We start from the raw sequence: 26,160 nt of genomic DNA, 5'->3' as shown, positions 1-26,160 counted from the left end.
TGTCGTTGGGATGGCGTCAATAAAAATTGAGAATGTCCAAAAAGCCTTCGGGAAAACGATAGCTGTTGACCATTTAAATCTGGAAATCCAAGAAGGTGAGTTTTTTACCTTTCTTGGTCCAAGTGGCTGCGGTAAAACGACGACGCTTCGGATGATTGCCGGTTTTTATTATCCAACAAAAGGTGTCGTCCGATTTGGCGGCAAAGATATGACGCGTGTACCTCCGGAGAAAAGAAATACAGGCATGGTTTTTCAAAACTATGCCCTCTTTCCCCACATGACTGTTTTTGAAAATGTAGCGTTTGGCTTGCGTGTGAGAAAAGTTTCTTCCGCTGACTTGAAGAAGAGAGTGCTGGATGCCCTCCAAAAGGTCAGGCTGGAGAGCTACTCGAATCGTCAAGTGAGCCAGTTAAGCGGAGGACAGCAGCAGCGGGTGGCCCTTGCGAGAGCACTGGTCATTGAACCGGAAATATTACTGCTGGATGAACCATTAAGTAATCTGGATGCCAAGCTTCGTGATGAAATGAGAGTGGAAATCTTAAGACTGCAGCGTGATTATAAAATTACCACCATTTATGTCACACATGATCAGGCTGAGGCATTATCCATGAGTGATCGAATCGCTGTGTTCAATTATGGAGTCTGTCACCAGGTCGGGACGCCGGCAGAAATTTATAATCGGCCGGCCAATGATTTTGTGGCGAGTTTTATAGGCGAGATTAATCTTTTGCCCGTTCAAGTCGAAAAAGTTCAACAAGATAATATAGTGGTTTCCCTTAAAAATAGTGAAAAACCGATTAAATTGAATGTAGAAAATCAAGCTGGGGAAGGAATTTCAATCTTGCAGACTGATGATGACCTGGCTGTTTCCATTCGTCCTGAAGCAATCAGAATTCTGGATGTGACAGAAGAAGGAATGAATATCTTTAAAGGTAAAATAAATTCCGTCCAATTCTTTGGATCTGTTGTGAATGTCATGGTGGATGTTCAAAACGTATCACTAAGGGTGGATGTATTTAATACACATGAATTTGGATACTTTTATCAAGGGAAGGAAGTGTATGTCCAGCTTCCTGAGAAACAGCTGCGTCTTATCCCTGTCATAAGCGGTGATGCTCCATGATTAAAAATCGTGATACGAGATTGACGGTTTGGCTTCTTATACCAGTTGTATTGGTGCTCGTAGCTTATGTACTCTACCCATCGTTGAGGACCTTTATAGAAAGTCTGCAAAAAGACGAAACGATATCCCTTGGAAATTATCAGGACTTCTTCGTACAGGAATCGAAAACGAACTTAGAGGCTCTATGGAATTCTGTTTATATATCCTTATTGAGTGTATTGGTTAGTGCCTTGATTGGCATTCCGCTCGCATTCATTTTTAACCGTTACGATTTTCCCGGCAGAAGCTTCTTTTCATCAGCAGCGATTTTGCCTATTGTTCTTCCATCATTGGTAGGGGTCATGGCCTTTATGTTTTTATATGGAGAATCGGGATTAATTCCAAATGCCATCAAGGATCTGTTTGGTCTCGATAAAGTTCCATTTAAAATTGGCGGAGTATCGGGAATCCTTATCGTGCATGCCTATACGATGTATGTTTATTTTTATATGACCGTATCCGCTGCAATCAATAAAATAGATCCGTCCCTTGAAGAAGCTGCTTATAACTTAGGCGCAAACAAATTCAAGGTTTTTTGGAAGGTGACATTTCCATTATTGACACCTGCCATCGTTGCCGCTTCTTTACTTGTTTTCATGATATCAATGGCTTCTTTCAGTGCCCCGTTTTTATTAGCTGGCGGATACAGGGTGTTGAGCCTGCAAATTTATTTTTCAAAAATCAATGGTGATATGGAAATTGCCGCTACTCAATCCGTCATTCTATCCATCGTTTCGATTTCATTTCTATTATTCATGCGTTGGTACCAGAATAGGAAAGATTATCGCATGGCTTCGAAAGGAATTGGGGCGCACAGGAGTGAAGTGAAGAACCCGTTTATGAAATGGGTGATGGTCGTAACGGGTATCATCGGAGTAATCATTCTGCTTTTACCGCACTTTACGATTCTATTGCTTTCACTTGTGCCGGATGGAACCTGGACATTTCAAACGTATCCAACAGTATTTAATATAGAAAATTTCCGGCTTTTGTTTGAAGACCCTAATATCTTCAAACCGTTACGAAATAGCTTACTGATGGCGGTTATTGCAACGCTGGCGAATCTGGTGTTTGGGGTCATAGCGTCCTATGTACTTGTCAAACGGAAATTCGTCGGGAAAAGCTTTGTTGATATTCTAGTCATGATTCCTTGGGCGTTGCCTGCAACGGTAATAGGGATGAACTTGATATTCGCATTCAATGAACCTAGCGTTTTTTCTTTCGGTCAAATATTGGTAGGAACATTTTGGATATTGCCACTTGCCTATTTCATCAGGCATATCCCACTCGTTGTCCGTTCGACTAACGCCGTTCTGGAGCAGCTGGATGATTCGATTGAAGAAGCAGCCAGAAACTTGGGGGCAAAGTGGTTTTATACCTTCAGAAAGGTCATATTTCCGATTATTATGCCTGGTGTTTTATCAGGGACATTATTGGCATTTATCGAATCTGTGGGGGAATTCCCGACCTCGGTCCTGTTGTACACGATTTCAAACAGGCCCATATCCATTGAAATCATGAATCAGCTTCGGATGTTCAATATGGGGCAGGCAGCTGCCTATGGGATGATTCAAATCACGCTGATTGTAATCGTTCTCTTTATTTCGAACAAGTTTTTTGGAATCAAAGCGGAAAAAGCTTTATAAATAGGAGGTTCAAAGATGAGCAGGCTTGAAGAATTTATCAAAAATGAAGGTAGTGTCTTTCCCGGAAAAACATATGCAGAAGAGCTTCTGATGCCTGTTTTTAATGATCAAAGAGATTTCTTATTCCATGCGATGTTCGATATTCATCGGGCACATGTCATCATGCTTTCGGAACAAAAGATCATTAAAGATGAAGAGGCCAAAACCATGCTTGATGGGATTCGGAAAGTGGCCCAAACAGATTTTACCCTGCTGACCTATCAGCCTCAATTCGAAGACTTATTTTTTATGATGGAGGCTAAGATCGGTGAGGAAATCGGTCATGAACTTGCAGGAAAGATTCATATCGGGCGCAGTCGTAATGATATGGGAGTTGCGATGTACCGGCTTGTTTTGAGAGGTCATCTGCTCCAATTGATTGGCTATGCAAACCATTTGAGTGAGGCATTCTTGGTGCAGGCTGAAAAACATACAGAAACCTATATTACAGGTTACACGCATACCCAACCGGCTCAGCCGACTACGATAGGACATTACTTTTTAGCCATTTATGATGTGCTTCAAAGGGATATTGGACGGTTATGGGCAGCCTATGAAACGGTTAACCAATCCCCTTTGGGCGCGGCCGCGTTAACGACTACCGGTTTTCCGATCAGCCGGAACCGTACTGCTGAACTGCTTGGATTTGATTCGGTGATTGAGAATTCCTATGACTCGATAGGCGGGGCAGATTATTTATTGGAAACCGCAACTGCCATCATGACGTGCATGGTCAATACTGGAAGATGGATTCAAGATTTCCTGCAGCATGTGACAAGGGAGTTTGGTACATTTCATGTGGCGGATCCTTATGTTCAAGTGAGCAGCATCATGCCGCAAAAAAGAAATCCAGTCTCAATTGAACATTCCCGTTCGATTGCAAGCAGTTCTTATGGTGATGCACTTGCTGCAATGAATATGATCCACAATACACCATTTGGTGATATCGTAGATACGGAAGATGATTTACAGCCGCATTTATATCGAGCTTTTTCGAACGCAGGACGTGTCATGAAAATAATGTATGCCGTCATATCGACTTTGAAAGTAAATGAAGAACATACAAAGAAAATGGCCGCAAAATCCAGTATAACGGTTACTGAATTAGCGGATACCCTATCAAGAGATTACGACATATCATTTAGAAAAGCGCATACCATAGCCAGTCATATTGCAAAAAGGTCAATTAGTGAAGGGAAAGAGCTATATGATTGGGACACACAAGAAATCAACAAGATTATCAATGAATTCGTTTCAGTGAACTTAGCAGAAGATGAATGGGAAAAAATAATCTCTCCCGAATATTTTGTGGAGATTAGAAGCATTCAAGGCGGGCCTAGCCCGAAAGAGGTTACGAGGATGATTGTAAATAGAAAACAAAAACTGGATCAAGAGTTGCAGGAATATAAGGAAGTGGTCAAAACATTGAATGATTGCAGGAAGGCTTTAGTGGATTACTGAAGGTACGAGGTAAAAAGGAAATGAGTTTAAACGGGATGTATTTTATCTGCTAACTGCGAAAGCTCATATTTCATAATAGATAGTCATTCTTTATTAGGGTGGCTATTTATTTTGTTTTTTTGCAACTGAGATCTCCCTAATGATAATAAATGTAGATTATTCCCAAAAACGATGCTATTATTTGTAAAATCCATAATATAAGGCGGAATGTTAATGTCAAATAGATCTCAGTTCGGTTTTATCCTGATTTTAATAGCTTTCGTAATATCGATTACTTTTTGCTTAAATCCTAAATTATTAATACCTAAAGGGTATGCATTAGCTATTGATGGTCTAGTAGTAGCCAGAACCTTGATGATTATTTTTTCGTTGTATTTATTAGTTAAAATAGGGGATTTGATTATAAACAAAAAAGATTAGTAGTTTATTATGAGACATTGTTTTTTGTCTGCTATTAACTTTCTATAATCACTCTTTAGAAATAGGACATTATGACTTTGGATGTCGATAATAAGGAAGGCTCAGTCTTTTGACTGAGCCTTCCGATGTTCTTCTAATGTTTCTTTATCCAAAATAACTAGCATTAGAGATTGCTTCATATATCGTTAACGGTTTTAGGTTCCAACTGAACCGCGTGCTTTCTGAAAGCAAGACTTACTGTGATCATCACAATGAAATTGACTGCCAATGCGATGATTCCCACATTCAAATCTTTCGCTGCTTGCGGCAAGGATGGAAATAAGGTTCCTATTGTCGAATGACTGAGTGTAATGCAGATTACGATGGCCAATCCTGTGATGATGCCGGCAATTGCGCCAAATTTATTGATCGGATTATTCCTTTTCAGACTAAAGAGAAGGGACGGGAAAAGCTGTGTGATGAGACTGTATCCCATAAGAATTAATGCTGACATCGTTTCGCCGCCGCTTAGGGTGAAGTAGACGGCTATAAGGGCGATGACTGGAACAAGGAACTTTGCCAATCGTACAACGTGGCGATCGGATACTGCAGGTGCAAATTCCTTATAGACGTTTTTCGCGAGCAGTGTAGCGACGCTCATCAAAAGCATGGATCCCGGTACCAATGCGGTCAACAATCCAGCTCCGCCGATTATGCCTATAAACCATGGATCAAAGGTCTCGATCGAAAGGCGCAGCAATGAGAGGTCTGCATCTGCCCCAACAAGTCCGGGCACTTTCAATATAGCTGTAAACCCAACGAAAAAGACGAATAACAGCATGAGTGTATATAAAGGGCTGATGATGGCATTTTTTCGAAATACCTTGCCGCTGCGTGCTGAATAAACAGCACTGAAAACTTGGGGCCACATATAGAAACCGAATACGAGCAATATTACCGTGGAGATAAACCATGATACGCTAAGACCCTGATCAGGGAACTTTAGAAAACCAGGCTTGACCGCATCAATCGCTTCAAACATCGGCTGAAATCCGCCAAAGTAATGAATCGGCAGATAAATCCCTAAGAATCCTATTATGGCGACCATCATGATATCTTTAATGACCGCTGTCCAAACTGAACCGTGTATACCGGAGATCATCACATAAATGGTAAGGCTGATTGCCCCCATCCAAACTGCCTCAGACATTGAGATGGCACCATAAGATGCTTCTGAGACAATGATCCCCAATCCTTTCAGCTGCACGACGATCACTGGAATCATGGACACCACACCGACAAGCGCAGCCAAAATTCCTAAACTGGGACTCTTATATTTGCTTACAAAGAAATCGGATTGAGACATCAGTTTATTTTCTTTGGCATATCTCCATATTTCCGGTAGGAGCCAATAGGATAATACGTAAGACAAAGTAATGTAAATTAGAACATATAGAGCGGGTGCGCCCTTGCCATAAGCCCAGCCGCTGCCGCCAAGGAAGGAGAAGGTCGTATAGATTTCCCCGGCCATCAGCAGAAAGACGAAAATCGCACCAAAACCACGTCCGCCCACCGTCCATTGTTCCAAGTCCATATCTTTCCCTTTTGAAGAGCGTATGCCTAAAAATATCGATAGAAGTAAAAATGCTAAAATGATTAAGAGAGCAATATTCATTCCTGGTCACCTTCCCGATTCCTGGGATCCAGCATATACATGATGCCCAGTATGGCAGAGGTAAGGACCACCCACATAGCCATCCAGAACATATTGAAAGGCATCCCTAATACATATGGTTCTATTTTATTAACAAAAGGTAGAAATCCTAGTATGCCTATAAAAGGAACTAGAGTAAGAATATATATAATCTTCATTAAACAAACCCCTCCGTTTTAAATAAAGTGAAACGTCCACCAATGGGGGTTTATTCTTCAATGCCACTGATGGATGGGTGGACCAAACCGGGATGAAAAATTCATACATGACGGATTGACCTTCTTTAAAGAAGGACCGCTAATATATATTAGCTTACACTATTTTGATATAAAATTTAATGCAGTTGCCTGATATATTTTAGCAACAACGCGCAGACAGCCGAACCCTGAAGTGTTTCATAAGACGGATAAAGCCTTGAATTCATATTGAGTTCAAGGCTTTATTTCCATTAGCTATCTTCTTTTCCGATAGTTATATAGTATCACCAAGAGTATGAACCAGATTGGGGTCAAGAGCAGTGATAGTCGTGTAGCTTCAGCGAATAGCATAACGATTAGGATGAACAGGAATAATCCTAAAATGGCGTAATTGACAAAGGGTGTAAAAGGAGCCTTGAAAGTCGATTCGGCTCTTAAGTCCGGTCGTGTTTTCGAATATTTGATATGGGAAATCAAAATGATGCTCCATACCCAAATGAAACAGATGGCACTTATGGTCGTCACAACGGTAAATGCCTGTTCCGGTATCAATTTGCTTAACAATGCCCCTAGTGAGACAACGATCGTTGATGTCAGCAAGGCATTGCTTGGAACAGCCTGCTTATTTAATTTTGCAAGCTTAGCAGGGGCTTCGTCATTCTTGCTTAACGTATAAAGTATTCGGCTTGTTGAAAACAAACCGCTGTTGCATGCAGAAGCAGCAGATGTCAAAACAACGAAATTGATGACCCCTGCAGCGACAGGAATGCCGATTAATGCAAATACTTCAACAAATGGGCTGCTCGAGGCATCCAATTGTGTCCAAGGGTTTACGCAGAGAATGACGAATAGGGCACCTACGTAAAAAAGTGAAATCCGGACGGGGATTTTATTGATGGCCGACGGAATGTTTTTTCTCGGGTTCGCCGTCTCTGCTGCGGAAACCCCGACCAATTCGACCCCTACAAAGGAGAAGACGACCAACTGTAAAGATAACAGGAATCCGGAAATGCCATTGGGGAACATACCCCCATGACTCCATAAGTTCGTTACGGAAACTGTTCCTGTATTTGTTTTGAAGCCGATGATCAAAAGAAAGATTCCTACGATGATCAAGGCGATGATCGTGATTACTTTAATGATGGCAAACCAGAATTCCAATTCGCCAAATAACTTAACGGTCAATAGGTTCAATCCTAACAGAACGACAAGGCATATTAGAGCCGGGACCCATTGAGGGATATCGAACCAGTATTGGATATAGACACCGACAGCGATGATATCGGCCATTGCGGTCATGATCCAACAGAACCAATAGGTCCATCCGGTGACGAACCCGGCCCATGGACCGATATATTCGGTTGCGAATTCAGTGAATGACGTATACCCTGCGTTGGATAAAAGCAATTCCCCTAAAGCCCTCATGACAAAAAACAAGGAAATCCCTATGATTAGATAGGTAAAGATGATGGATGGACCCGCCAATTGTATGGCTTTTCCTGATCCTAAAAATAAACCGGTACCAATGGTTCCTCCTATTGCAATCAGTTGTACATGACGATTCTTTAAATCTCTTTTTAATTCTTGTTTAGCCAATTCGTACGCCCCCATCTTTATAGTCTTGGTAGTGAATGATTTCAAACCTGCACGGTCTTGGAGAGAGGGACGTGATTTTTCGCCCAGCTTCCTTTCCTAATGGTTTCACGAGTGTGTTATTTACGTACAAACACAAAGTGGACAATAAAAAAAGAGATTGGATAATACCAATCTCTTAAAGGGTTCAGAATAACAATTTATCATTCGTTACTCTTCTGTCCTTTTGCCTGAGATTGTGAATCCTTCGGCGCTGCATCTTGTACAGTCTCTCCAGAAGCTGCTCCTGCTATAGTGTTATCCATAGCATTCATCGCTTGCTTGTATGCGGTTGTGAAAATGTCTGTCTGTGAAAGAGATGAAAGGCTCTTTCACGCTTGAACATTCATTATGCTTATAAAATAATATTGGAATTCTATCATCTATTCTTATATAGGTCAACAAATTATTTTGGTAGTTAACAGGCGTTTAAGTTTTTTTATTTATTAACGGTTACTTGGAGGGACTCCAAGTAAATATGATTTTTTTCCACTCTTTTTGAATCATCACTATTATAAAATACTGATCATCGCTTTATTAAAATGATATTTTTAGATTGGAAAAATCGCCAAGATATATTTGGCAACTGTTTATTTGAAAAATACATTTGTATTTTTACAGAATATTTACTATTATAAGATAAGAAAATAAAATTAAAGTATTATTGATATTGTTTCGATAGAAAATTTCTAACCGCAATAATTAATAGAGAGTACAGTGGTTGGCAAGGATAGAAAAGCATGCCGCTTATATTGCATCTGGGGGAGTTAATCATGTCAAACAAGGAATTAAAGCGAGGGCTGGAAGCACGTCATATTCAAATGATAGCTTTGGGCGGAACCATCGGAGTCGGGTTATTCATGGGATCGGCGAGCACGATCAAATGGACCGGGCCCTCTGTAATGCTTGCGTATGCCATCGCAGGTATTTTTATTTTTTTCATCATGCGTTCTATGGGTGAGATGCTATATTTAGAACCGACTACAGGTTCTTTTGCAACCTTTGCGAGCAGCTATATACATCCTTTGGCAGGTTATATGACTGCTTGGAGCAATTGGTTTCAATGGGTAATCGTCGGAATGTCCGAAATTATCGCGGTTGGGTTGTATATGCAATATTGGTTCCCGGAGTTACCTGCTTGGATACCAGGTGTGGTCGCCATGATCATCTTGGGAGCGGCCAACCTCATTTCCGTTAAATCCTTCGGGGAATTTGAATTTTGGTTTGCGCTTATAAAAATAATAACGATTGTATTGATGATCATTGCCGGCCTTGGCCTTATCTTCTTTGGAATAGGGAATGGTGGAGACGCAATTGGATTATCGAATCTTTGGGCAAACGGCGGCTTCTTCACGGGGGGCTGGACAGGATTCTTCTTCGCGCTTTCCCTTGTCGTGGCTTCCTATCAAGGCGTTGAGCTTATCGGCATCACTGCCGGAGAAGCGAAAAATCCAACGAAGACCGTAACAAAAGCGATCCAATCAATCATATGGCGCATTTTAATCTTTTATATTGGCGCCATATTCGTTATCGTGACAGTCTTCCCTTGGGATCAACTGGATGACTTAGGAAGTCCATTCGTTTCAACCTTTGCTAAAATAGGTATCACAGCAGCGGCAGGAATCATTAACTTTGTCGTTATCACAGCAGCCATGTCTGGATGTAACAGTGGGATTTTCAGTGCAGGTCGTATGCTTTACACATTAGCATTGAACGGCCAAGCTCCGAAAATATTTGCAAAAGTATCTAAAAATGGAGTGCCGGCCTATTGTACGATCGCTGTACTTTTAGGCCTGGGCATTGGTGTTGTCCTGAACTACCTTGCACCGCCGCAACTATTCCTTTATGTATATAGTGCGAGTGTTTTACCTGGGATGATTCCATGGTTTGTCTTACTTATCAGTGAGCTGAAGTTCAGAAAGGTAAATGCAGCTGAAATGGAGAAACATCCGTTCAAGATGCCGTTGGCCCCTTACAGTAACTATGCGACAATTGCCTTTTTGCTGATGGTGCTGGTCGGTATGTGGTTCAATCCGAGTACCCGGATTTCCTTGGTTGTCGGAATCGTTTTCTTAGCCTTGGTCGTGGCAAGTTATTACATGCTGAAAATGGATAAACGAACACCATTGGATGTTAAATCCGATGATGAGATTTCGGGATAAGAAATTCTATTAGAAAGCCCTTCTCTTAATTCGAGAAGGGCTTTTTTTGTCATTGTGGATCAATTGTTGGAGTTCACGAGTAAAACTGTGGAATTCACGAGTAATTCTGCGAAATTCACGAGTAAAGTAGTTGAATTCACGAGTAAAGCTAATTTGCCCCCATAACAAGGGAGGGCCAGCAGGGTGAATGAATCAAAAAGCTTATGGAATGTGTCTTCCAGCCAGGTTTTTTCATAGGATGTAACATCTTAACCCGAGGAAGGGGTTATATTTTGGAAAGAACAAAGCTTACCGGGCGTATCGTTACACCAAATGATGCTGAGTATGAGCAAGCCAGGGTAAATAATAACTTAAGTTTTTCTAAATTCCCAAAGGTCATTGTGTTTTGTCAAAATTCCAATGATGTATTGAATTCACTGAAGTGGGCCCGGGAAAATCATACACCTTTCCGGGTTAGGAGCGGCAGGCATAGTTATGAAAATTTTTCATTAGTGAATGGCGGTCTAATCATTGATATTAGTGAAATGTACAATATCAAGGTCAATCGTGAAAAAATGATCGCAAAAATTGAAGCCGGAGCTGATTTAGGCCGAGTATATAATAAGCTATGGAACTATGGCACGACGATTCCGGCAGGGACCGAAAGCAGTGTTGGTCTTGTAGGTCTTACGCTCGGCGGTGGAATAGGTATGTTAACGAGGCGCTTTGGACTTACTTGTGACAATCTTCTTGAAATAGAAATGGTAAGGGCGTGTGGAAAGAGGGGCGCCAAACTCATTAAAGCAAACAGGAAAATTAATAGTGATTTATTTTGGGCAAGCTGCGGTGGAGGAGGTGGAAACTTCGGGATTATCACTTCTCTTACTTTCAGGGTACACCCCGTATCAAGGGTATCCGTTTTCTCCGTCACATGGGGGTGGGAAGATTTCGAAGCGGTGTTTGAAGCGTGGCAGGATTGGGCCCCTCAGGCTGATGAATGCTTAACTTCAGAAATAGAATTCAAGGCAAAGGAAGCAAACGAAATTATTGCTAAAGGTGAATTTGTTGGAACGTCACAAAGATTGAAGCAGCTTTTAAAGCCTTTGACAAAAACTGGTTCACCAATAAATGTCATGATAAAGGAAGTCCCATACATTGAAGCTGTGCGATTCTTTGATTATCCAAGTGGAAATCAACCGGCTCATCGAAAGAGGTCAGGATCTTTCATTGAAAAAGCTTTTCCACAGCAAGCAATCATGACCATGAAACATTTTTTAGGAAATGCTCCAAATGAAAATGCAGCCATTTGGCACCAATCTCTAGGAGGAGTGGCGGGTCTTAAAGATCCAAAGGAGACAGCTTTTTATTATCGCGATGCCATCATCGCCCAGGAGTATCAGGCTACATGGACCAATCCAGAAGAAGAACGGCAAAATATTCGGTGGATCAAGGACCTGAAACACGCTTTATCACCATTTACTACCGGTGACTACGTAAATTGGCCGGATACTCTCATTAAAGATTGGCCAACCGCCTACTATGGGGAAAATTTCAAACGGCTTCGAGAAGTGAAAACGAGGTATGATCCATACAATACGTTTAAGTTCCCTCAAAGCATACCTCCATTAAATAAGTGAGGTTGAAAAAGCTTGGATGCACGAAAAACATTCGTTATTAAAAGGCCTATTCCTCAAGTGGGATATAGGCCTCTTTTATTTTCATTTCCCCAAAATCATTCGGCTTGCGGCGTTTGCACTGCACTGTAAACCTGATTTACGGAAGATTGGGCTTGTGCGATTTCTTGAGCAGCTTGTTTAATGGCTTCTTGTGCCAAAGTTGGATCAGAGGAAGATTTTTCAATTGCTTGTGAAAGTAAGGTTTGCGTAAGGGTAACGTTTGCTTTTGCTTGATTTAATTGATTGATATCAATTTGTTGTTGAGGCATGTAGTTTCTCTCCTTATGTCATTATTGGAATTACTCCATTAGGATGACCTTTCTTTTCTTTTTTATAAGGAGAAAAAAATATAACGTAGACAGGATGGATTTTAACGGCCAAGTCCATTGGGATAAACAATTTAAATAAACTATGCAAAATTTATGGACAATACAAATTCGTAAAATAGATACACCCTTAGGACTGAAAAACAGGCAGAAAGAGAATGAAATTATTAGTTTTATTTACTTAGAATCCTTAAAATTTCATCTGCATAAATAGTATTACGTTCCTTGAATATCATGTTGTATGAAATCGTAATAAATATATCGTGACTTGTTGGTTGTTCAGTTAATTAAATTACACTTTACTTATTGGTTTTATAAGATTAAAATCGGAGAAAGAATTATTATAAGAGGATGAGCTGATTGGACAACCAAAAGCTCCTGAACGCGATAAGCGAACAGGAGCTTTTGGCGTTCATTTTGGAAAAAGGAGTTGGCAAGATGAATATTGATCATATTGAAGCTTTTATGTATGTTGTTCACCTTAATAGTTTTCATAAAGCCGCAGAGGCAATGTTTTTATCACAACCGACGGTTTCCGCAAGAATTAAGACGCTTGAGAGTGAACTCGATTCAGTACTATTTGAGAGGCAAGGGAGAGGGATTATTTTAACTGAAAAAGGGAAAGCCTTCATTCCATTTGCTGATCAAATTATTCGTACCTTTCACCAGGGGAAAAAGCAATTGAAAACAGGAAGCGAACTGGAGGAAATAACAATAGGGGCTAATATCATTACATCGCAATACTTTATTCCATATGCTCTTCCTCTATGGAAAAAGGAAAACCCCAATTTACGCTTTAAATTTATTTCAGCAACAAATGATGCATTAATGGAAAAATTGCTTCAGAAACAGGTTGATATAGCCTTTATGAAGGATGTTACACATAGTGGTCTGCAAAATTACAAAACCCTTGATAATTCAATTCGTTTAGTCGTGTATCCAGGACATCCATTTCAACTTCAAACTGAGCTAACAGTACAGGAATTAGCAATGGAGCCGTTGGTATTTTTTGAGTGCGGTGCGTTTGACTGGAACCACGTTCATAAAATTTTTGAAGTATCTAATGTAGAGCCGCGCATTGAATTTCAGGTTGATCACCTGGAAGTGGCGAAGTCGTTAATTCTTAGCAGAAGCTGTATCGGATTTTTACCGTACTTATGTATTAAAAAAGAGTTGGAACAGGGCACTCTGGTTGAAGTGGATGTGTCACATTTAATCAAGATAAAGCAGCATATCTATCTAACGCATTTAAATCACGGGTTGGAATCACCCTTACTATGGAAAGACATTCTTTTATCAATTCGGAAATTTGAGAAAAACCATCAGCAATTACAGATACAATCGAATTGATAGATATTTTCTATCAATACAATATTTTTTTCTATTAGTAAAACCATTGCCATTAGCATGTTTTAGGTGATAGGATAAGTCAAAATATAATTATTCGCATAAGTAAACTTTGAATTAAAGCGGAGGAGAGAATATGAGTTATAAGCTTGGCATTTTAGACCAGAGCCCGATATTTCCAGGAGCTTCAGCATTTGATGCACTACAGCAAACCATTAATCTGGCTAGACATGCAGAAGAGTGGGGTTATACTCGTTTCTGGGTATCGGAACATCATCATGCCGAACAGTTAGCGGGGTCCTCCCCGGAAGTATTGATTTCTTATTTATTAGCCCAAACAAAATCGATTCGGGTAGGGTCCGGAGGTGTTATGCTTCAGCATTATAGTCCATATAAAGTGGCGGAAAACTTTCACGTGTTATCAAATCTTTCGCCAGGCAGGGTAGACCTTGGCATCGGAAAGGCACCAGGTGGTCTCCCCTTATCAACGAAGGCACTACAGTTTGGAACTGTGAATGATGGAAAAGATTTCGAAGAGCGGTTATCTTTCTTGCAAAAAATAATCGAAAATTCAGTTAATGAAACTCACCCGCTTGCAGGCATTCAAGCGACACCACTCCCTTCAAAAAAGCCAAAGATGTTTCTGCTTGGTGCAAGTGCTGACAGTGCCAGGCTAGCAGCCGATCTTGGTATAGCTTATGTATTTGCCCGATTTATCAATAGTAATGAGACTGTACTCGAAGATGCTTCACGCATTTACAAAAGTATCTTTCCAACTGGGAGCTTTAAGGTATCGGTTTCAGTGATTGCTGCTCCTTCACAACAGGAAGCAGAACAGTTAACAGGTGATCAGAAGATTGTGAAAGTTCATCTTAAAAGCGGTCGTTCTGTTACGGTCCAAACACTGGTGCAAGCAGAGTTATTTGGGAAGCAATCTGGGGAGTCTTATGAAATTGAAGAACAGGATTCCAATATTATTGCTGGAACTCCCTCTTATGTAAAAGAAGTCTTATCAAATTTACAAGAAAAGTACGGGGTAGATGAGTTTATCCTACATTCGCCGATTTTAAAGGAAGCAGAAAGGTTAAGATCATTCCGATTGTTGAGTCCACTTCAATTAGCCTTATCTGAACAGAAACACGTTACGAGCCAAAATTAAAAAGTCTTCAGTAAATAGGGAAGATGCTAGATGTCAGCAAAGCTAAATACCGATTAATTAAAGGAGGAGTATTGATGTCTGAGCAGAGAAAGTTGAAATTTGGAGCGCTTATTCATGGAGTTGGAGGGAGTATATCTGGTTGGAGACATCCTGATATTCAAGCAGATGCCAGTGTTAGTCTTGAATTTTATAAGGAGCAGGCCCAGAAGGCTGAAGAGGGAAAGTTCGATTTACTTTTCATTGCTGACGGTTTGTTTATCAATGAGAAGTCAATTCCGCATTTTTTAAATCGATTTGAACCACTTACCATTTTATCCGCACTCGCTGCTTTCACATCAAGAATAGGGCTTGTCGGAACAGTTTCCACCTCATACAGTGAGCCATTTACTGTAGCCCGGCAATTTGCTTCACTTGATCACATTAGTCAAGGTCGTGGCGGATGGAACCTTGTTACTACCCCTCTTGAGAGTACGGCCTTGAACTATAACAAAACAATTGAAGAACACCCTGATCATGCCAAACGCTATCGGATAGCATCAGAATATATAAAAGTTACCAAAGGGCTTTGGGATTCATGGGAGGATGACGCGTTTACTCGGGATAAAGAGTCCGGTGAGTTTTTTGAGCCTTCTAAAATGCATCAATTAAAACATAAAGGAGAATTTTTCTCCGTGCAAGGACCACTCAACATTGCTAGATCTAAACAGGGGAGACCTGTCGTTTTTCAAGCAGGTTCATCAGAAGCTGGAAAAAATCTTGCGGCTAAAGAAGCGGATGCAATCTTTACAGGTCAACCAACTTTGGAAGATGCCAAGATTTTTTATCAAGATGTAAAAAACAGGGCTATTGCATTCGGGAGAAAACCTGCTGAAATTGTTATTCTGCCAGGTATCGCGCCAATCATTGGTGCAACTGAGGAAGAGGCTGAGCACAAATACCAAGAACTCGCTAACCTGGTTTCTATAGATAAGGCGCTTGACTATTTGGGACGATATTTCGATCATCATGATTTTACCCAATATGAACTGGATGCACCTTTCCCAGATCTCGGAGACATCGGAAAAAACAGTTTCCGAAGTACGACTGATCGAATTAAACAGGAAGCCAAGGAGAAACAGTTAACGCTTCGTCAAGTAGCACTTATAGAGGCTACACCCCGGACTTCTTTTATTGGAACTCCCGAGAAAGTGGCGAATTTGATTCAGCAATGGTTCGAAGAGAAGGGTGCGGATGGATTTATTTTTGCTTCAAGTGTTCCCAATGCTTTAAGTGACTTTGTATCTTATGTGATTCCTATCCTTCAAAAAAGGGGAATATATCGTACTGAATATGAAGCAGAAACATTAAGAGGCAACTTGGGGCTTCCATTCCCAGAAAATCGTTATACGAAAGAAAAGATTAATCATTGAAGTATTATTTTAAAAATTGAAGGAGGAATAAGAAATGGGAGAAGCGTTATCTGTCGTCGTTTGGTCAAAACAAGGTTGTCACTATTGCGAAGAAGTTAAACAATACTTAAAAGAAAAGGAAATCGCTTATCAAACGGTGGATGTTACCAATCATGATGAACGGCGAGATATTTTAGAAATCAAATATGGTGTTCGGTATGTGCCTATTATTGAAATTGGGAGAGGCAACGTATATGAGAGTGTTACGGAAATTGGCATACCTTATCTTGAAAAAGTACTCGAACGCTTACAATAACAAAATTTAACGGACTTAAAAAGATGACTAAGAACATTATGAAATAGAGCTAGAGCGAGTGATTTAATGGGGAATTGCAGATATAAATCCGACTATTCTTGTGTAAATAATATGTTATAGAAATGGGGAGTTAATCATGACACAGCTAATCCGTCTTGCTACTGTAAAGGATGCTCCAGAAGTGCTAAACGTCACACTTCGGGCTTATGAACCAATTAGAGAATTGAATATTAACTTTCTGGCTGCGACAGCTGATTTGCAGCTAGTGATGAATAATATTAGGCGGAATCTCACTTATGTTTTAGAACAGGAGGGTCAAATTGTTTCCACTGTGACAGTTCGTCATCCATGGAATGATCCTGATCATTTCAGTCCGTACCCATTCATTTGGTGGTTTGCAGTCGACCCCCTATACAAACAAAAAGGTATAGGCTCGACTTTGTTAACCTGGGTGGAAGAAAATGCACTTCGGGAACAGGTGAAAGCGCCGGCCGTCTATTTGGCGACAGCTGATCGTCATCCTTGGCTTGTTTCCATTTATGAAAGAAGAGGCTATGAGATTTTTGCTGAACGAGATCACGATGGAGAAAAAATTGTGTATCTTCGTAAAATTCTAGATGAAACGCTGTATCGCATTATTGAAAATAAAGAACCAATTGTTAGTAATTAAAAACGTCGGGGGAATTTGAGATGAAAAAAACATTATTAATTGTTATGGCACTGCTACTTACTTTTTTGGGAGCTTGCTCTTCGAAAGAAACAACGAGTACTGCTAAATCAAGTTCTGGAGATTCAAAAAATAAAAAAGTTCAGAAAATCATTGTCGGAACAGGGACGCAATTCCCGAATATTTGCTTTTTGGATAGTAATGGTAAGCTGACAGGTTATGATGTCGAGTTGGTTCGGCAAATCGATGAAAAGCTGCCTGAATATGAATTTGAATTTAAAACGATGGAATTTTCTAATCTATTATTAAGTTTAGAAACGAACAAAATAGATTTTGTTGCTCACCAAATGGAGGTGAATGATGAACGAAAAGAAAAATTTCTATTTAATAAAGAACCATATAATGTCTTTCCCCTTCAAGTTACAGTTCATCAGGACAACAATGATATTCACTCCATTAAAGATCTAAAAGGAAAAAAAGCGATAGTGAGTGCAACGAGCAATTCTGCTGTATTTCTTGAAAAGTATAATAAAGAAAATAATGCCGGTATTGAAATTGTCTATTCTGGCCAAGGCGTAGATGATACGAAGAATCAAATCAAAACTGGTCGGGCGGATGCTACCATTACTACACCATTTGCAGTCGACTTCTTAAATAAACAAGCAGATGCCCAGCAAAAGGTTGTGGGTGAGCCACTTCTTAATTCAAAAGTATACTTTTTGCTAAGAAAAGACGAAACGCCTTTACAGAAGAGAATTGATGAAGCACTTGTGGAACTGAAAAAAGATGGGGTAGTTAGCGAACTAAGTAAAAAGTGGCTGGGTGCAGACTATTCAGTAGGATTTTAATTAGATAGTAGTAAGCGCGGAGGTGCTAAAGCATGGGGAAAGCATTTGATCCTTCATTAATCGTCGATTTCATTCCGACGTTAATATATTATCTTGGAGTAACATTGCAAATTCTGGCAGCATCCGTTTTATTAGGAATGGTCATCGGGATAGCGGCAGCCATCCTGAGATTATTTCGTATCCCTGTTTTGAATCAATTTGTCATTTTGTATATTTCATTCATTCGGGGAACGCCTATTTTAATACAATTATTTCTAGTTTTTTATGGACTGCCTGCAATCCTTTTATTCATTAATATTGATATTTCAAGAATGGATGCTCTGTATTTTGTCATTATTACTTATGCATTAAGTAATGGGGCGCATTTCGCAGAAATATTCCGAGGAGCGATTAAGGCTGTCGATTATGGGCAAACGGAAGCAGCCTATTCTGTTGGTATGAATAATAGTCAAAGTTTTTTTCGAATTGTGCTTCCTCAGGCAATACGGATTGCTTTTCCGAATATCGCAAACTCTATTATCGGATCCTTGAAGGATACCTCACTTGCCTTTACCATCGGCGTAATGGATATGATGGGTAGGGGAGAGACATTAATTGCTGCAACTGCACATGCTCTCGAAGTCTATCTCTCATTAGCTGTTATCTATTATGCAGTCGTGCTATTGTTTGAGAAAATATTCAGACTTTATGAAAACCGCATTAATCGGCATCAAACTGTTGATGTGTCTGTTACTGGATAACAAAGGGAGGAGGGAAGGACTTGACGATTGATATTCTATTTATTTGGACTGCTTTTAAGGAGATTATTAAAGCACTTCCGATCACACTTATCTTAACGATGCTTCCTCTTCTTGCAGGTTTTATTATCGGTCTCGCTGTTGCCTTGATTAGGATATATAAAGTGAAATTTCTATGTAGAGTTGCAAATGGTTATGTTTCCTTCTTTAGAGGAACACCGATTATCATGCACATAATGCTCATTTATTTCGGTTTTCCATTATTAATCGATCAAATTTCTAAGAAATTTGATTTGGGTATACAATCTAATTCCATTCCGATTATTTTATTTGTCTTAACCGCCTTATCGTTGAGTGCGGGTGCTTATTTATCTGAAATATTCAGATCGGGAATTATCAGTGTCTCCAATGGCCAAATTGAGGCAGCCTATTCCGTGGGTATGAATTCGTTTCAAGCCATGACGCGAATTGTTTTGCCACAGGCCATTGCTCAGTCCATCCCGAATTTCACGAATATTTTCATTGGATTTCTGCATACGTCATCCATTGCATTCATTGTATCGCAAAAAGAAATGACTGGAGCAGCCAATATTGTTGCATCCACCAATTTGAAATTTTTGGAGTCTTTTATCGCTGCTGGTTTAATTTATTGGGGTCTCACAATCATAGCAGAGGGGCTTTCGTTTTTAATTGAGAAAAAGGCCACTGCCTATAATCGAGGAGGAGTACAATGATTTATTTAAAAGATATAAAAAAATCATTTAACCAGCAGCCAGTTTTAAAAGGAATTAATTTGAAAATAGGCAAGGGAGAAGTAGTTACCATTCTTGGACCAAGTGGATCTGGGAAAACCACCCTGCTTAGATGCTTGAATTTTCTGGAGAAACCAGATGAGGGAATCGTTCAAGTGGGAGATATACAGGTGAAGTCTAAGAAGGCGACTAAAAGGGAAATCTTGTCTCTTAGAAGACAATCGGCGATGGTTTTTCAGCATTATAACTTATTTGCTCATAAAACTGTTTTGGAAAATGTAATGGAAGGTTTAATTGTTACAAAAAAATATAAGAAAGCTGATGCAATTCGGGAAAGCAAGCTGTTATTGGAAAAAGTAGGTTTGGGAGATAAGCATAACTATTTCCCTTCGCAATTGTCAGGAGGTCAACAGCAACGTGTTGGAATTGCCAGGGCACTTGCTTTAAATCCGGAGGTCATTCTATTTGACGAGCCAACGTCGGCACTCGACCCTGAGTTGGTTGGGGAGGTGCTTTCTGTCATAAAAGCAATTGCACAGGAAGGCATCACGATGGTGATTGTAACCCATGAAATGAGTTTTGCTAAAGAGATATCGGATCGCGTTCTTTTCATGGATGGCGGGGTCATTGTAGAAGAAGGGGCACCATTAGAGATTTTCAATGCTCCAAAGGAAGAGCGAACAAGACAATTTTTAAACCGGATATCAAGAGATTTTTCCTTATCGGTTTTAGAAGAAAGGGCCAATTAAAGGAAGGGGCCAAAGGAGGACGTATGATTAATACAATCGTGGTCGATGAATTGATTGAAGAAGATAAAGAGACGGTGCGCCGCTTATTGGTAGAAAGTTATCAACAATATGAACATGAATATTCGAACCCGGAAGCTTGGGAAGGATATTTAAAAAATATTGAATCCTCGGTGGATAATCCACATGTTGATAAGGTGTTGGTTGCAAAATGCAATCAGGATATCCTTGGTACATTACAGCTTTTTCAGTCATCTGAAAAAGCATATGAAAAGCCGGAACTTGGGATCCTTTCACCAATCATTCGGTTGTTGGCCGTTCATCCCGAATCAAGGGGACGCGGTATCGCACAGGAATTATTAAAAGCTAGTGTAATTTATGCAAAATCGCAAGGTGCGTCCAGTTTGTATTTACATTCTACTGATAAGATGCATAAAGCCATAAAACTATACGAATGGTTTGGCTTTAAACGGGATCGAACGAAAGAATTTCAAAATCATGATATTTTAGTAAAATGCTATCGCTTAGATTTATAGAAGGAGGCGTCTGTATGAGTCGAGAGCTGGAAAAGCGCTTAATATCGATAAGGCGCCATTTACATCAATATCCGGAGTTATCAAATGAAGAATTTGAAACGACAAAATCAATTAAAAATTGGCTCGAGGAAGAGGGCATTGAAATACGAAATACAGGATTGAAAACAGGTGTTTTTGCAGATATAAAGGGTGGCAAACCCGGACCGACAGTAGCCATAAGGGCGGATATCGATGCTCTTCCGATTGAGGAACAAACTGGGCTTCCGTTTGCTTCGAAAGTAAAAGGAGTGATGCATGCGTGCGGCCATGATTTTCATACGGCAGCTGCAATAGGAGCTGCCTACCTTTTAAAAGAATATCAATCAGAGTTGTGCGGGACAGTGCGATTGCTTTTTCAACCCGCAGAAGAATTAGGTGGCGGAGCGGAGCATGTGATAAAAGATGGTCAAATTGACGATGTAGCGGCTGTAATTGGTCTGCACAATAAACCCAATTTGCCTGTCGGCACCATTGGGATAAAAGAAGGTCCGTTAATGGCGGCAGTGGACCGTTTTCATATTGTCCTTCAAGGGAAGGGGAGCCACGCGGCCATCCCTCAAAACGGAAAAGATCCAATAGCGGCAGCGGCTCAGCTTATTACCGCTCTTCAAACTATCGTCAGCCGGAATGTATCCCCATTAGATAGTGCTGTGGTGAGTGTCACGAGAATAACAGGCGGAAACACTTGGAATGTAATTCCGGGCGACGTCATATTGGAAGGAACGATTCGAACCTTTAATTCTGAGATACGCGAAGAAGTAAAAGAAAAGTTTTATTCAATTGTGAATCATATTGCAGCTGCTTTTTCACTGGAAGCTGCGATTGGTTGGTTTCCTGGGCCCCCCGCGCTTCTTAATCATCCGGCAGTCACCGAGATGGCCCGCTTGTCTGCTCGGCAACAATCATTGCATGTAATCCATCCAGAACCTTCAATGGGTGGTGAAGATTTCGCTTATTACCTACAACATATCCCCGGTACCTTTGCCTTTTTTGGTACAAACGGAAACGAAGACTGGCATCATCCAGCTTTTACTGTTGATGAAAAATCCATTATTAAAGCCGCTCATTTTTTATCTGAAAGTGCCAAGGATTTATTATCTAACCATGGTAAGTGGTGAACATATTTGACAAAGGTGCCAGACACGATTTCGTGCCTAGCACCTTTGTTGTTATAATTCCAAAGGCTTCGTTCCAACTTGATTTCAAGCATAGTCATGATGCGAACATTCCCCCCATTTTACCTACCATACATAGCCACTCTTCATTCTTTCATTCCAGCTTTTCATAGACTTCTCTCTCCTTTTCTCTTCCTCTCATTGATGAATCCTATTCTGATTGCGGTAAGAAGAATAGATCTCAAACCATGATAGGCGGGAGCTTGGTTAATTATTAGGCAAAGGCATTCCAAATTCATAAGCAATTGATAGAATTTTTTTATCAATTAAATAAATTTTTCTATCAAATAAGGTGTTGTCAAGTGCTTGTTTACAATGTTAGGATGAATTTCAATTACATTAAAACAACTAATTCGATTTGTTAACTCGGTATTAATGATTGGAGAGAAAGTCATATGAGTTTTAAGCTTGGAATATTAGATCAAAGCCCCATTTTTCCTGGGAATTCGGCAGTTGATGCACTTAAGCAAACCGTAAACCTAGCTCAAAAAGCTGAAGAATGGGGATATAGCCGTTTTTGGGTATCGGAACATCATCATATGGAACAAGTTGCTGGATCTTCACCAGAAGTATTAATTTCTTATTTATTATCGATAACCACATCCATTCGTGTAGGTTCGGGAGGTGTCATGCTTCAGCATTACAGTCCTTATAAAGTCGCTGAAAATTTTCATGTTTTATCCACTCTTGCCCCGGGCAGGGTAGATCTTGGCATTGGTAAAGCACCAGGTGGATTTCCTTTATCAACAAAGGCGTTACAATTTGGAACTGTGAATGATGGAAAAGATTTTGGGGAACGTGCATCCTTATTGCAAAAGATAATTGAAAATTCAATCGATGATGATCACTTGCTCTCTGGTATTCAAGCAACACCGATACCTCCTGAAAAGCCAGAAACCTTTCTGCTAGGTGCAAGTTCAGACAGCGCTCAACTAGCCGCTAACCTCGGAATGGATTTTGTATTCGCCAGATTTATTAATAGTGATGATACCATGCTGTATGAAGCGTCTTCTGCTTACCGAAGCAAGTACCCAGAAGGTCGCTTTATCGTATCAGTAGCGGTTGTGGCAGCTCCTACCCAGCAAAAAGCAGAGGAGCTGGCAAGCGAACACAAACTGTTTAAAGTTCATCTACAAAGTGGACGGACGCTGACAGTTCAATCACGTGAGCAGGCTGAGTCATTTGAGAAGCAGGCTGGTGAAGCTTACGAAATAGAAGAGCAGACCGCAAGTGTTATTGCTGGGACTCCAGGATATGTTAACGGGATTTTAAAGGAACTTCAGAAAGTTTTTCAAGTGGATGAATTTATTTTGCATACACCGCTTCGAAGAGAAGCAGAACGGATCCAATCCTTTCAGTTGTTGAGTCCGCTTCTCTTAGGGGAAGAGACTATCATATAGAAGGAAAAGAAAAGATCCAGAGGGCATGAAGCAGCTGATAAATATTTGTTATTCCAATATAAAAGGATAAAAAAAGGAGCGAGAAACATTGAAGAAAATTAAATGGCTGTCCGTAACGGTTTTAACAGTAGTATTGCTGATATTGGGTGCTTGTGGAAGTAATGAGCAAACATCATCGGAGAGTAAAGGAGACAAGGATGAGGAAGTGACTTTGAAAATTAGTGCAGCCTCAATACCACATGCAGAAATTTTAGAGTTTATTGCACCGGATTTAGAAAAACAAGGCGTGAAACTGGATGTAGTGATTTCTACGGATGGTATTCAAACGAATCAACAAACAGCAGACAAAGAATTGGATGCAAACTTCTTTCAACATACCCCTTACTTAGAGCAAGTAAATAAAGATAGTGGTCTGAATTTGGTTAATGTGAAGGGTGTACATATTGAACCATTTGGTGTCTATTCCAAAAAAATTAAGTCTATAGGTGAATTGTCAGACGGAGCGAAAGTAGCCGTACCGAAAGATCCAGTAAACTTTTCGCGATCGTTACAGCTTTTTGCGGCAAATAATATCATTGAGTTGGAAGCTTCCAAGTCAGGTGATTATACGATTGAGGACATTACAAAAAATGCTAAAAAAATAGAATTCATTCCAGTCGATTCCCCTCTTTTAGTTCACTCGCTAGATGATGTGGAAGCATCGGCCATTAACACAAACTATGCTTTAGAAGGAGGGTTAAAACCTCTCGATGATGCACTGATAATTGAAGGGAAAGATTCACCATATGTTAACATTTTAGTTGCTCGTCCAGACAATAAGGACGATAAAGCGATCCAAAAGCTTGCGAATGCATTAACGACGGAAAAGGTCAAAGAATTTATTTTAGATCAATATGAAGGAGCCGTCGTGCCCGCGTTTTAAGGGTGGCTTCTATACCAAGCTGATTAAAAAGAGGAGGTGGCCACTTTGATAGAATTTCGTCGGGTTTCAAAAGTTTTTGATGACGGGGAGAAGAAAATTGAAGCGTTAAAGGAGATTAATATAACCGTTGAAAAAGGGGATATATTCGGGGTTATCGGTTTTAGTGGAGCCGGAAAAAGTACACTCATCCGAACTGTGAATCTACTGGAATATCCTACTTCAGGTGAAGTGATTGTAGAAGGAAAAAATCTTGCCAAGATGTCTGAAAAAGATTTGCGTGAAGCTAAGAAAAATATTGGCATGATTTTTCAGCATTTTAATTTACTTAATTCCAAAACAGTCTTTGATAATGTGGCGATGCCATTATTGTTAAGTAAAAAAAAGAAAAATGAGATTGAAGAACGAGTTAATGAGATTCTCCGCTTTGTTGGTCTAGAAGACAAAGCAATGAACTATCCAAATCAGCTTTCAGGTGGACAAAAGCAGCGTGTCGGGATTGCCCGTGCTTTGGCCACAAACCCTTCGATTTTATTATGTGATGAAGCAACATCAGCATTGGATCCACAAACAACAAAATCAATCCTGAATCTGCTGAAACGGATAAATGAAGAATATAAAATTACCATTCTAATTATCACGCACGAAATGGAAGTGATTAAAGAAATTTGTAATCGGGTTGCAGTGATGGAGGATGGGAGCGTGATTGAATCAGGAAATGTGATCGATATTTTTGCCCGTCCGCGAACAGAAACAACTCGTAACTTCATTCGATCGGTTGTTCGCGATGAAGTGCCATCAAGTGTTTATGGATTGCTCAATGAGGATGCCTATTTCAGCCGGATTTTTAAAATTGATTTTTTGGGATCGAGCTCTGGGCAGCCTATCGTTTCAAAAACAGCGAAGAGGTTTAATGTGGAAATAAACGTTCTGTTCGGCAATATTACTGAGTTACAAGGCATCCCATTTGGTAATTTAATTGTTGAAATAATAGGTAATGAAGATGAAATTGATCGGGCATTACAGTTTATAAAGAATCAAAATGTCAAAGTGAAGGAGGTGACGAAGGATGGAAGTAAGCCAAGAGCTCATTTTAAACGCCTTGTGGGAAACGCTGTACATGGTTAGTATTTCACTTTTTTTTGGAAGCATCATTGGAATATTCTTAGGCATTTTATTGGTTGTAACAAGAAAAGGTCATATTTATGAAAATAGATTTATTTTTTCTATAGTGAATCCGATTGTAAACATTTTCCGGTCGATTCCGTTTATTATCTTGCTTGTGGCGATTATTCCATTTACAAGACTAATTGTTGGTACGTCGATTGGTACGACAGCAGCAATTGTGCCACTAGTGCTTCATATTGGCCCATATATCTCAAGACTTGTGGAGAATTCACTATTGGAAGTGGATGAAGGCATTATTGAAGCCGCGAAAGCCATGGGAGCAACGCCGTTACAAATTATTTTCAGGTTTTTAATGCCTGAAGCTTTTGCGTCATTAATTCTAAGTATAACAACTGCAACAATTGGTTTAGTGGGCGCTACAGCAATGGCAGGAGCTATAGGTGGCGGTGGACTTGGAGATGTAGCGATAACATATGGCTATCAACGCTTTAGCACTATTACGATATTCGTCACCGTTGTAATTCTAGTAATTGTTGTTCAGGGAGTACAAAGTTTAGGAAATATTTTCGAACGGAAAATTAGAAGAGTGTAGTTGCGGTAGTATACAGAG

The 26,160-nt window shown here is 40.1% G+C and carries 24 protein-coding genes and 1 riboswitch; of the genes, 20 read left to right on the top strand and 4 right to left on the bottom strand.

Annotated features, from left to right (window positions below):
• Window positions 1–10: 10 nt before the first annotated feature.
• From BS1321_RS09265 to argH, 3 genes are read left to right on the top strand one after another with little or no spacing between them, the layout of a single operon-like run.
• Window positions 11–1,123 carry an ABC transporter ATP-binding protein gene (locus BS1321_RS09265; protein ID WP_063234737.1) on the top strand — a complete coding sequence of 371 codons (1,113 nt, stop codon included), beginning with the start codon at window positions 11–13 and terminating at the stop codon, window positions 1,121–1,123.
• A complete protein-coding gene (locus tag BS1321_RS09260) occupies window positions 1,120–2,808 on the top strand; it encodes an ABC transporter permease (protein WP_063234738.1) in 1,689 nt (562 codons plus the stop codon). Before BS1321_RS09265 ends, BS1321_RS09260 begins: the two co-directional genes overlap by 4 nt.
• 15 nt (window positions 2,809–2,823) lie before the next feature.
• Complete coding sequence (gene argH, locus BS1321_RS09255) at window positions 2,824–4,308, top strand: argininosuccinate lyase (protein WP_063234739.1); 1,485 nt, start codon at window positions 2,824–2,826, stop codon at window positions 4,306–4,308.
• Between the two features lie 595 nt (window positions 4,309–4,903).
• Here argH and BS1321_RS09245 read toward each other — a convergent pair.
• From BS1321_RS09245 to BS1321_RS09235, 3 genes are all read right to left on the bottom strand, one after another.
• A complete protein-coding gene (locus tag BS1321_RS09245) occupies window positions 4,904–6,382 on the bottom strand; it encodes a sodium:solute symporter family protein (protein WP_063234741.1) in 1,479 nt (492 codons plus the stop codon).
• Window positions 6,379–6,579 carry a DUF3311 domain-containing protein gene (locus BS1321_RS09240; RefSeq protein ID WP_063234742.1) on the bottom strand — a complete coding sequence of 67 codons (201 nt, stop codon included), beginning with the start codon at window positions 6,577–6,579 and terminating at the stop codon, window positions 6,379–6,381. Before BS1321_RS09240 ends, BS1321_RS09245 begins: the two co-directional genes overlap by 4 nt.
• A 294-nt stretch (window positions 6,580–6,873) precedes the next feature.
• A complete protein-coding gene (locus BS1321_RS09235) occupies window positions 6,874–8,214 on the bottom strand; it encodes an amino acid permease (protein ID WP_063234743.1) in 1,341 nt (446 codons plus the stop codon).
• 205 nt (window positions 8,215–8,419) lie between these two features.
• Window positions 8,420–8,498, bottom strand: a riboswitch (glycine riboswitch).
• 525 nt (window positions 8,499–9,023) lie between these two features.
• Between BS1321_RS09235 and BS1321_RS09230 the strand changes: the two genes are divergently transcribed.
• Together BS1321_RS09230 and BS1321_RS09225 are read left to right on the top strand one after the other, a co-directional pair.
• Window positions 9,024–10,412 carry an amino acid permease gene (locus BS1321_RS09230; protein ID WP_063234744.1) on the top strand — a complete coding sequence of 463 codons (1,389 nt, stop codon included), beginning with the start codon at window positions 9,024–9,026 and terminating at the stop codon, window positions 10,410–10,412.
• A 272-nt stretch (window positions 10,413–10,684) separates the two neighbouring features.
• Window positions 10,685–12,028 carry an FAD-binding oxidoreductase gene (locus tag BS1321_RS09225; RefSeq protein ID WP_063234848.1) on the top strand — a complete coding sequence of 448 codons (1,344 nt, stop codon included), beginning with the start codon at window positions 10,685–10,687 and terminating at the stop codon, window positions 12,026–12,028.
• 95 nt (window positions 12,029–12,123) lie between these two features.
• Here the strand turns inward: BS1321_RS09225 and BS1321_RS09220 are convergent, their stop codons facing one another.
• Window positions 12,124–12,336 (bottom strand): hypothetical protein, encoded by a 213-nt coding sequence (locus BS1321_RS09220; protein WP_063234745.1) that lies wholly within the window; start codon window positions 12,334–12,336, stop codon window positions 12,124–12,126.
• A gap of 495 nt (window positions 12,337–12,831) precedes the next feature.
• Here BS1321_RS09220 and BS1321_RS09215 point away from each other — a divergent pair, with 495 nt between their 5' ends.
• The 15 genes from BS1321_RS09215 (at window position 12,832) to BS1321_RS09145 (ending at window position 26,142) form a co-directional block, all read left to right on the top strand.
• Window positions 12,832–13,743, top strand: a complete 912-nt coding sequence (locus tag BS1321_RS09215; RefSeq protein WP_063234849.1) for a LysR family transcriptional regulator — start codon at window positions 12,832–12,834, stop codon at window positions 13,741–13,743.
• Between the two features lie 133 nt (window positions 13,744–13,876).
• Window positions 13,877–14,899 carry an LLM class flavin-dependent oxidoreductase gene (locus BS1321_RS09210; RefSeq protein ID WP_063234746.1) on the top strand — a complete coding sequence of 341 codons (1,023 nt, stop codon included), beginning with the start codon at window positions 13,877–13,879 and terminating at the stop codon, window positions 14,897–14,899.
• A 74-nt stretch (window positions 14,900–14,973) separates the two neighbouring features.
• Window positions 14,974–16,308: an LLM class flavin-dependent oxidoreductase gene (locus tag BS1321_RS09205; RefSeq protein ID WP_063234747.1), complete on the top strand. Its 1,335-nt coding sequence runs from the start codon at window positions 14,974–14,976 to the stop codon at window positions 16,306–16,308.
• Window positions 16,309–16,342: 34 nt separating this feature from the next.
• Complete coding sequence (locus tag BS1321_RS09200; protein ID WP_063234748.1) at window positions 16,343–16,603, top strand: glutaredoxin family protein; 261 nt, start codon at window positions 16,343–16,345, stop codon at window positions 16,601–16,603.
• A gap of 136 nt (window positions 16,604–16,739) precedes the next feature.
• Window positions 16,740–17,273, top strand: coding sequence for a GNAT family N-acetyltransferase (locus BS1321_RS09195; RefSeq protein ID WP_063234749.1), 534 nt, complete (start codon window positions 16,740–16,742; stop codon window positions 17,271–17,273).
• 20 nt (window positions 17,274–17,293) lie between these two features.
• Window positions 17,294–18,118 (top strand): amino acid ABC transporter substrate-binding protein, encoded by an 825-nt coding sequence (locus BS1321_RS09190; RefSeq protein WP_063234750.1) that lies wholly within the window; start codon window positions 17,294–17,296, stop codon window positions 18,116–18,118.
• A 32-nt stretch (window positions 18,119–18,150) separates the two neighbouring features.
• Window positions 18,151–18,858, top strand: a complete 708-nt coding sequence (locus tag BS1321_RS09185; RefSeq protein WP_053344404.1) for an amino acid ABC transporter permease — start codon at window positions 18,151–18,153, stop codon at window positions 18,856–18,858.
• A gap of 20 nt (window positions 18,859–18,878) precedes the next feature.
• Window positions 18,879–19,589: an amino acid ABC transporter permease gene (locus BS1321_RS09180; protein ID WP_063234751.1), complete on the top strand. Its 711-nt coding sequence runs from the start codon at window positions 18,879–18,881 to the stop codon at window positions 19,587–19,589.
• The gene (locus BS1321_RS09175) at window positions 19,586–20,356 is read left to right on the top strand and encodes an amino acid ABC transporter ATP-binding protein (protein ID WP_063234752.1); all 771 of its coding nucleotides are present in this window, start codon (window positions 19,586–19,588) and stop codon (window positions 20,354–20,356) included. Before BS1321_RS09180 ends, BS1321_RS09175 begins: the two co-directional genes overlap by 4 nt.
• A gap of 23 nt (window positions 20,357–20,379) precedes the next feature.
• Window positions 20,380–20,889 (top strand): GNAT family N-acetyltransferase, encoded by a 510-nt coding sequence (locus BS1321_RS09170; RefSeq protein WP_063234753.1) that lies wholly within the window; start codon window positions 20,380–20,382, stop codon window positions 20,887–20,889.
• A gap of 14 nt (window positions 20,890–20,903) precedes the next feature.
• Complete coding sequence (locus BS1321_RS09165; RefSeq protein WP_063234754.1) at window positions 20,904–22,046, top strand: M20 peptidase aminoacylase family protein; 1,143 nt, start codon at window positions 20,904–20,906, stop codon at window positions 22,044–22,046.
• 452 nt (window positions 22,047–22,498) lie between these two features.
• Window positions 22,499–23,503 (top strand): LLM class flavin-dependent oxidoreductase, encoded by a 1,005-nt coding sequence (locus tag BS1321_RS09160; RefSeq protein ID WP_063234755.1) that lies wholly within the window; start codon window positions 22,499–22,501, stop codon window positions 23,501–23,503.
• Window positions 23,504–23,591: 88 nt separating this feature from the next.
• On the top strand, window positions 23,592–24,425 hold the full coding sequence (locus tag BS1321_RS09155) for a MetQ/NlpA family ABC transporter substrate-binding protein (RefSeq protein WP_063234756.1): 834 nt from the start codon (window positions 23,592–23,594) through the stop codon (window positions 24,423–24,425).
• 45 nt (window positions 24,426–24,470) lie between these two features.
• Entirely contained in the window at window positions 24,471–25,550 is a 1,080-nt protein-coding gene (locus BS1321_RS09150) for a methionine ABC transporter ATP-binding protein (RefSeq protein WP_063234757.1), read from the top strand.
• Window positions 25,492–26,142 (top strand): methionine ABC transporter permease, encoded by a 651-nt coding sequence (locus BS1321_RS09145; protein WP_063234758.1) that lies wholly within the window; start codon window positions 25,492–25,494, stop codon window positions 26,140–26,142. Before BS1321_RS09150 ends, BS1321_RS09145 begins: the two co-directional genes overlap by 59 nt.
• The last annotated feature ends 18 nt before the right edge of the window (window positions 26,143–26,160 follow it).

The organism is Peribacillus simplex NBRC 15720 = DSM 1321, from assembly GCF_002243645.1.
Taxonomy (GTDB): domain Bacteria; phylum Bacillota; class Bacilli; order Bacillales; family DSM-1321; genus Peribacillus; species Peribacillus simplex.
Note: the sequence above shows the minus strand (reverse complement) of the source record. Positions and strands in the feature narration are given on the sequence as shown.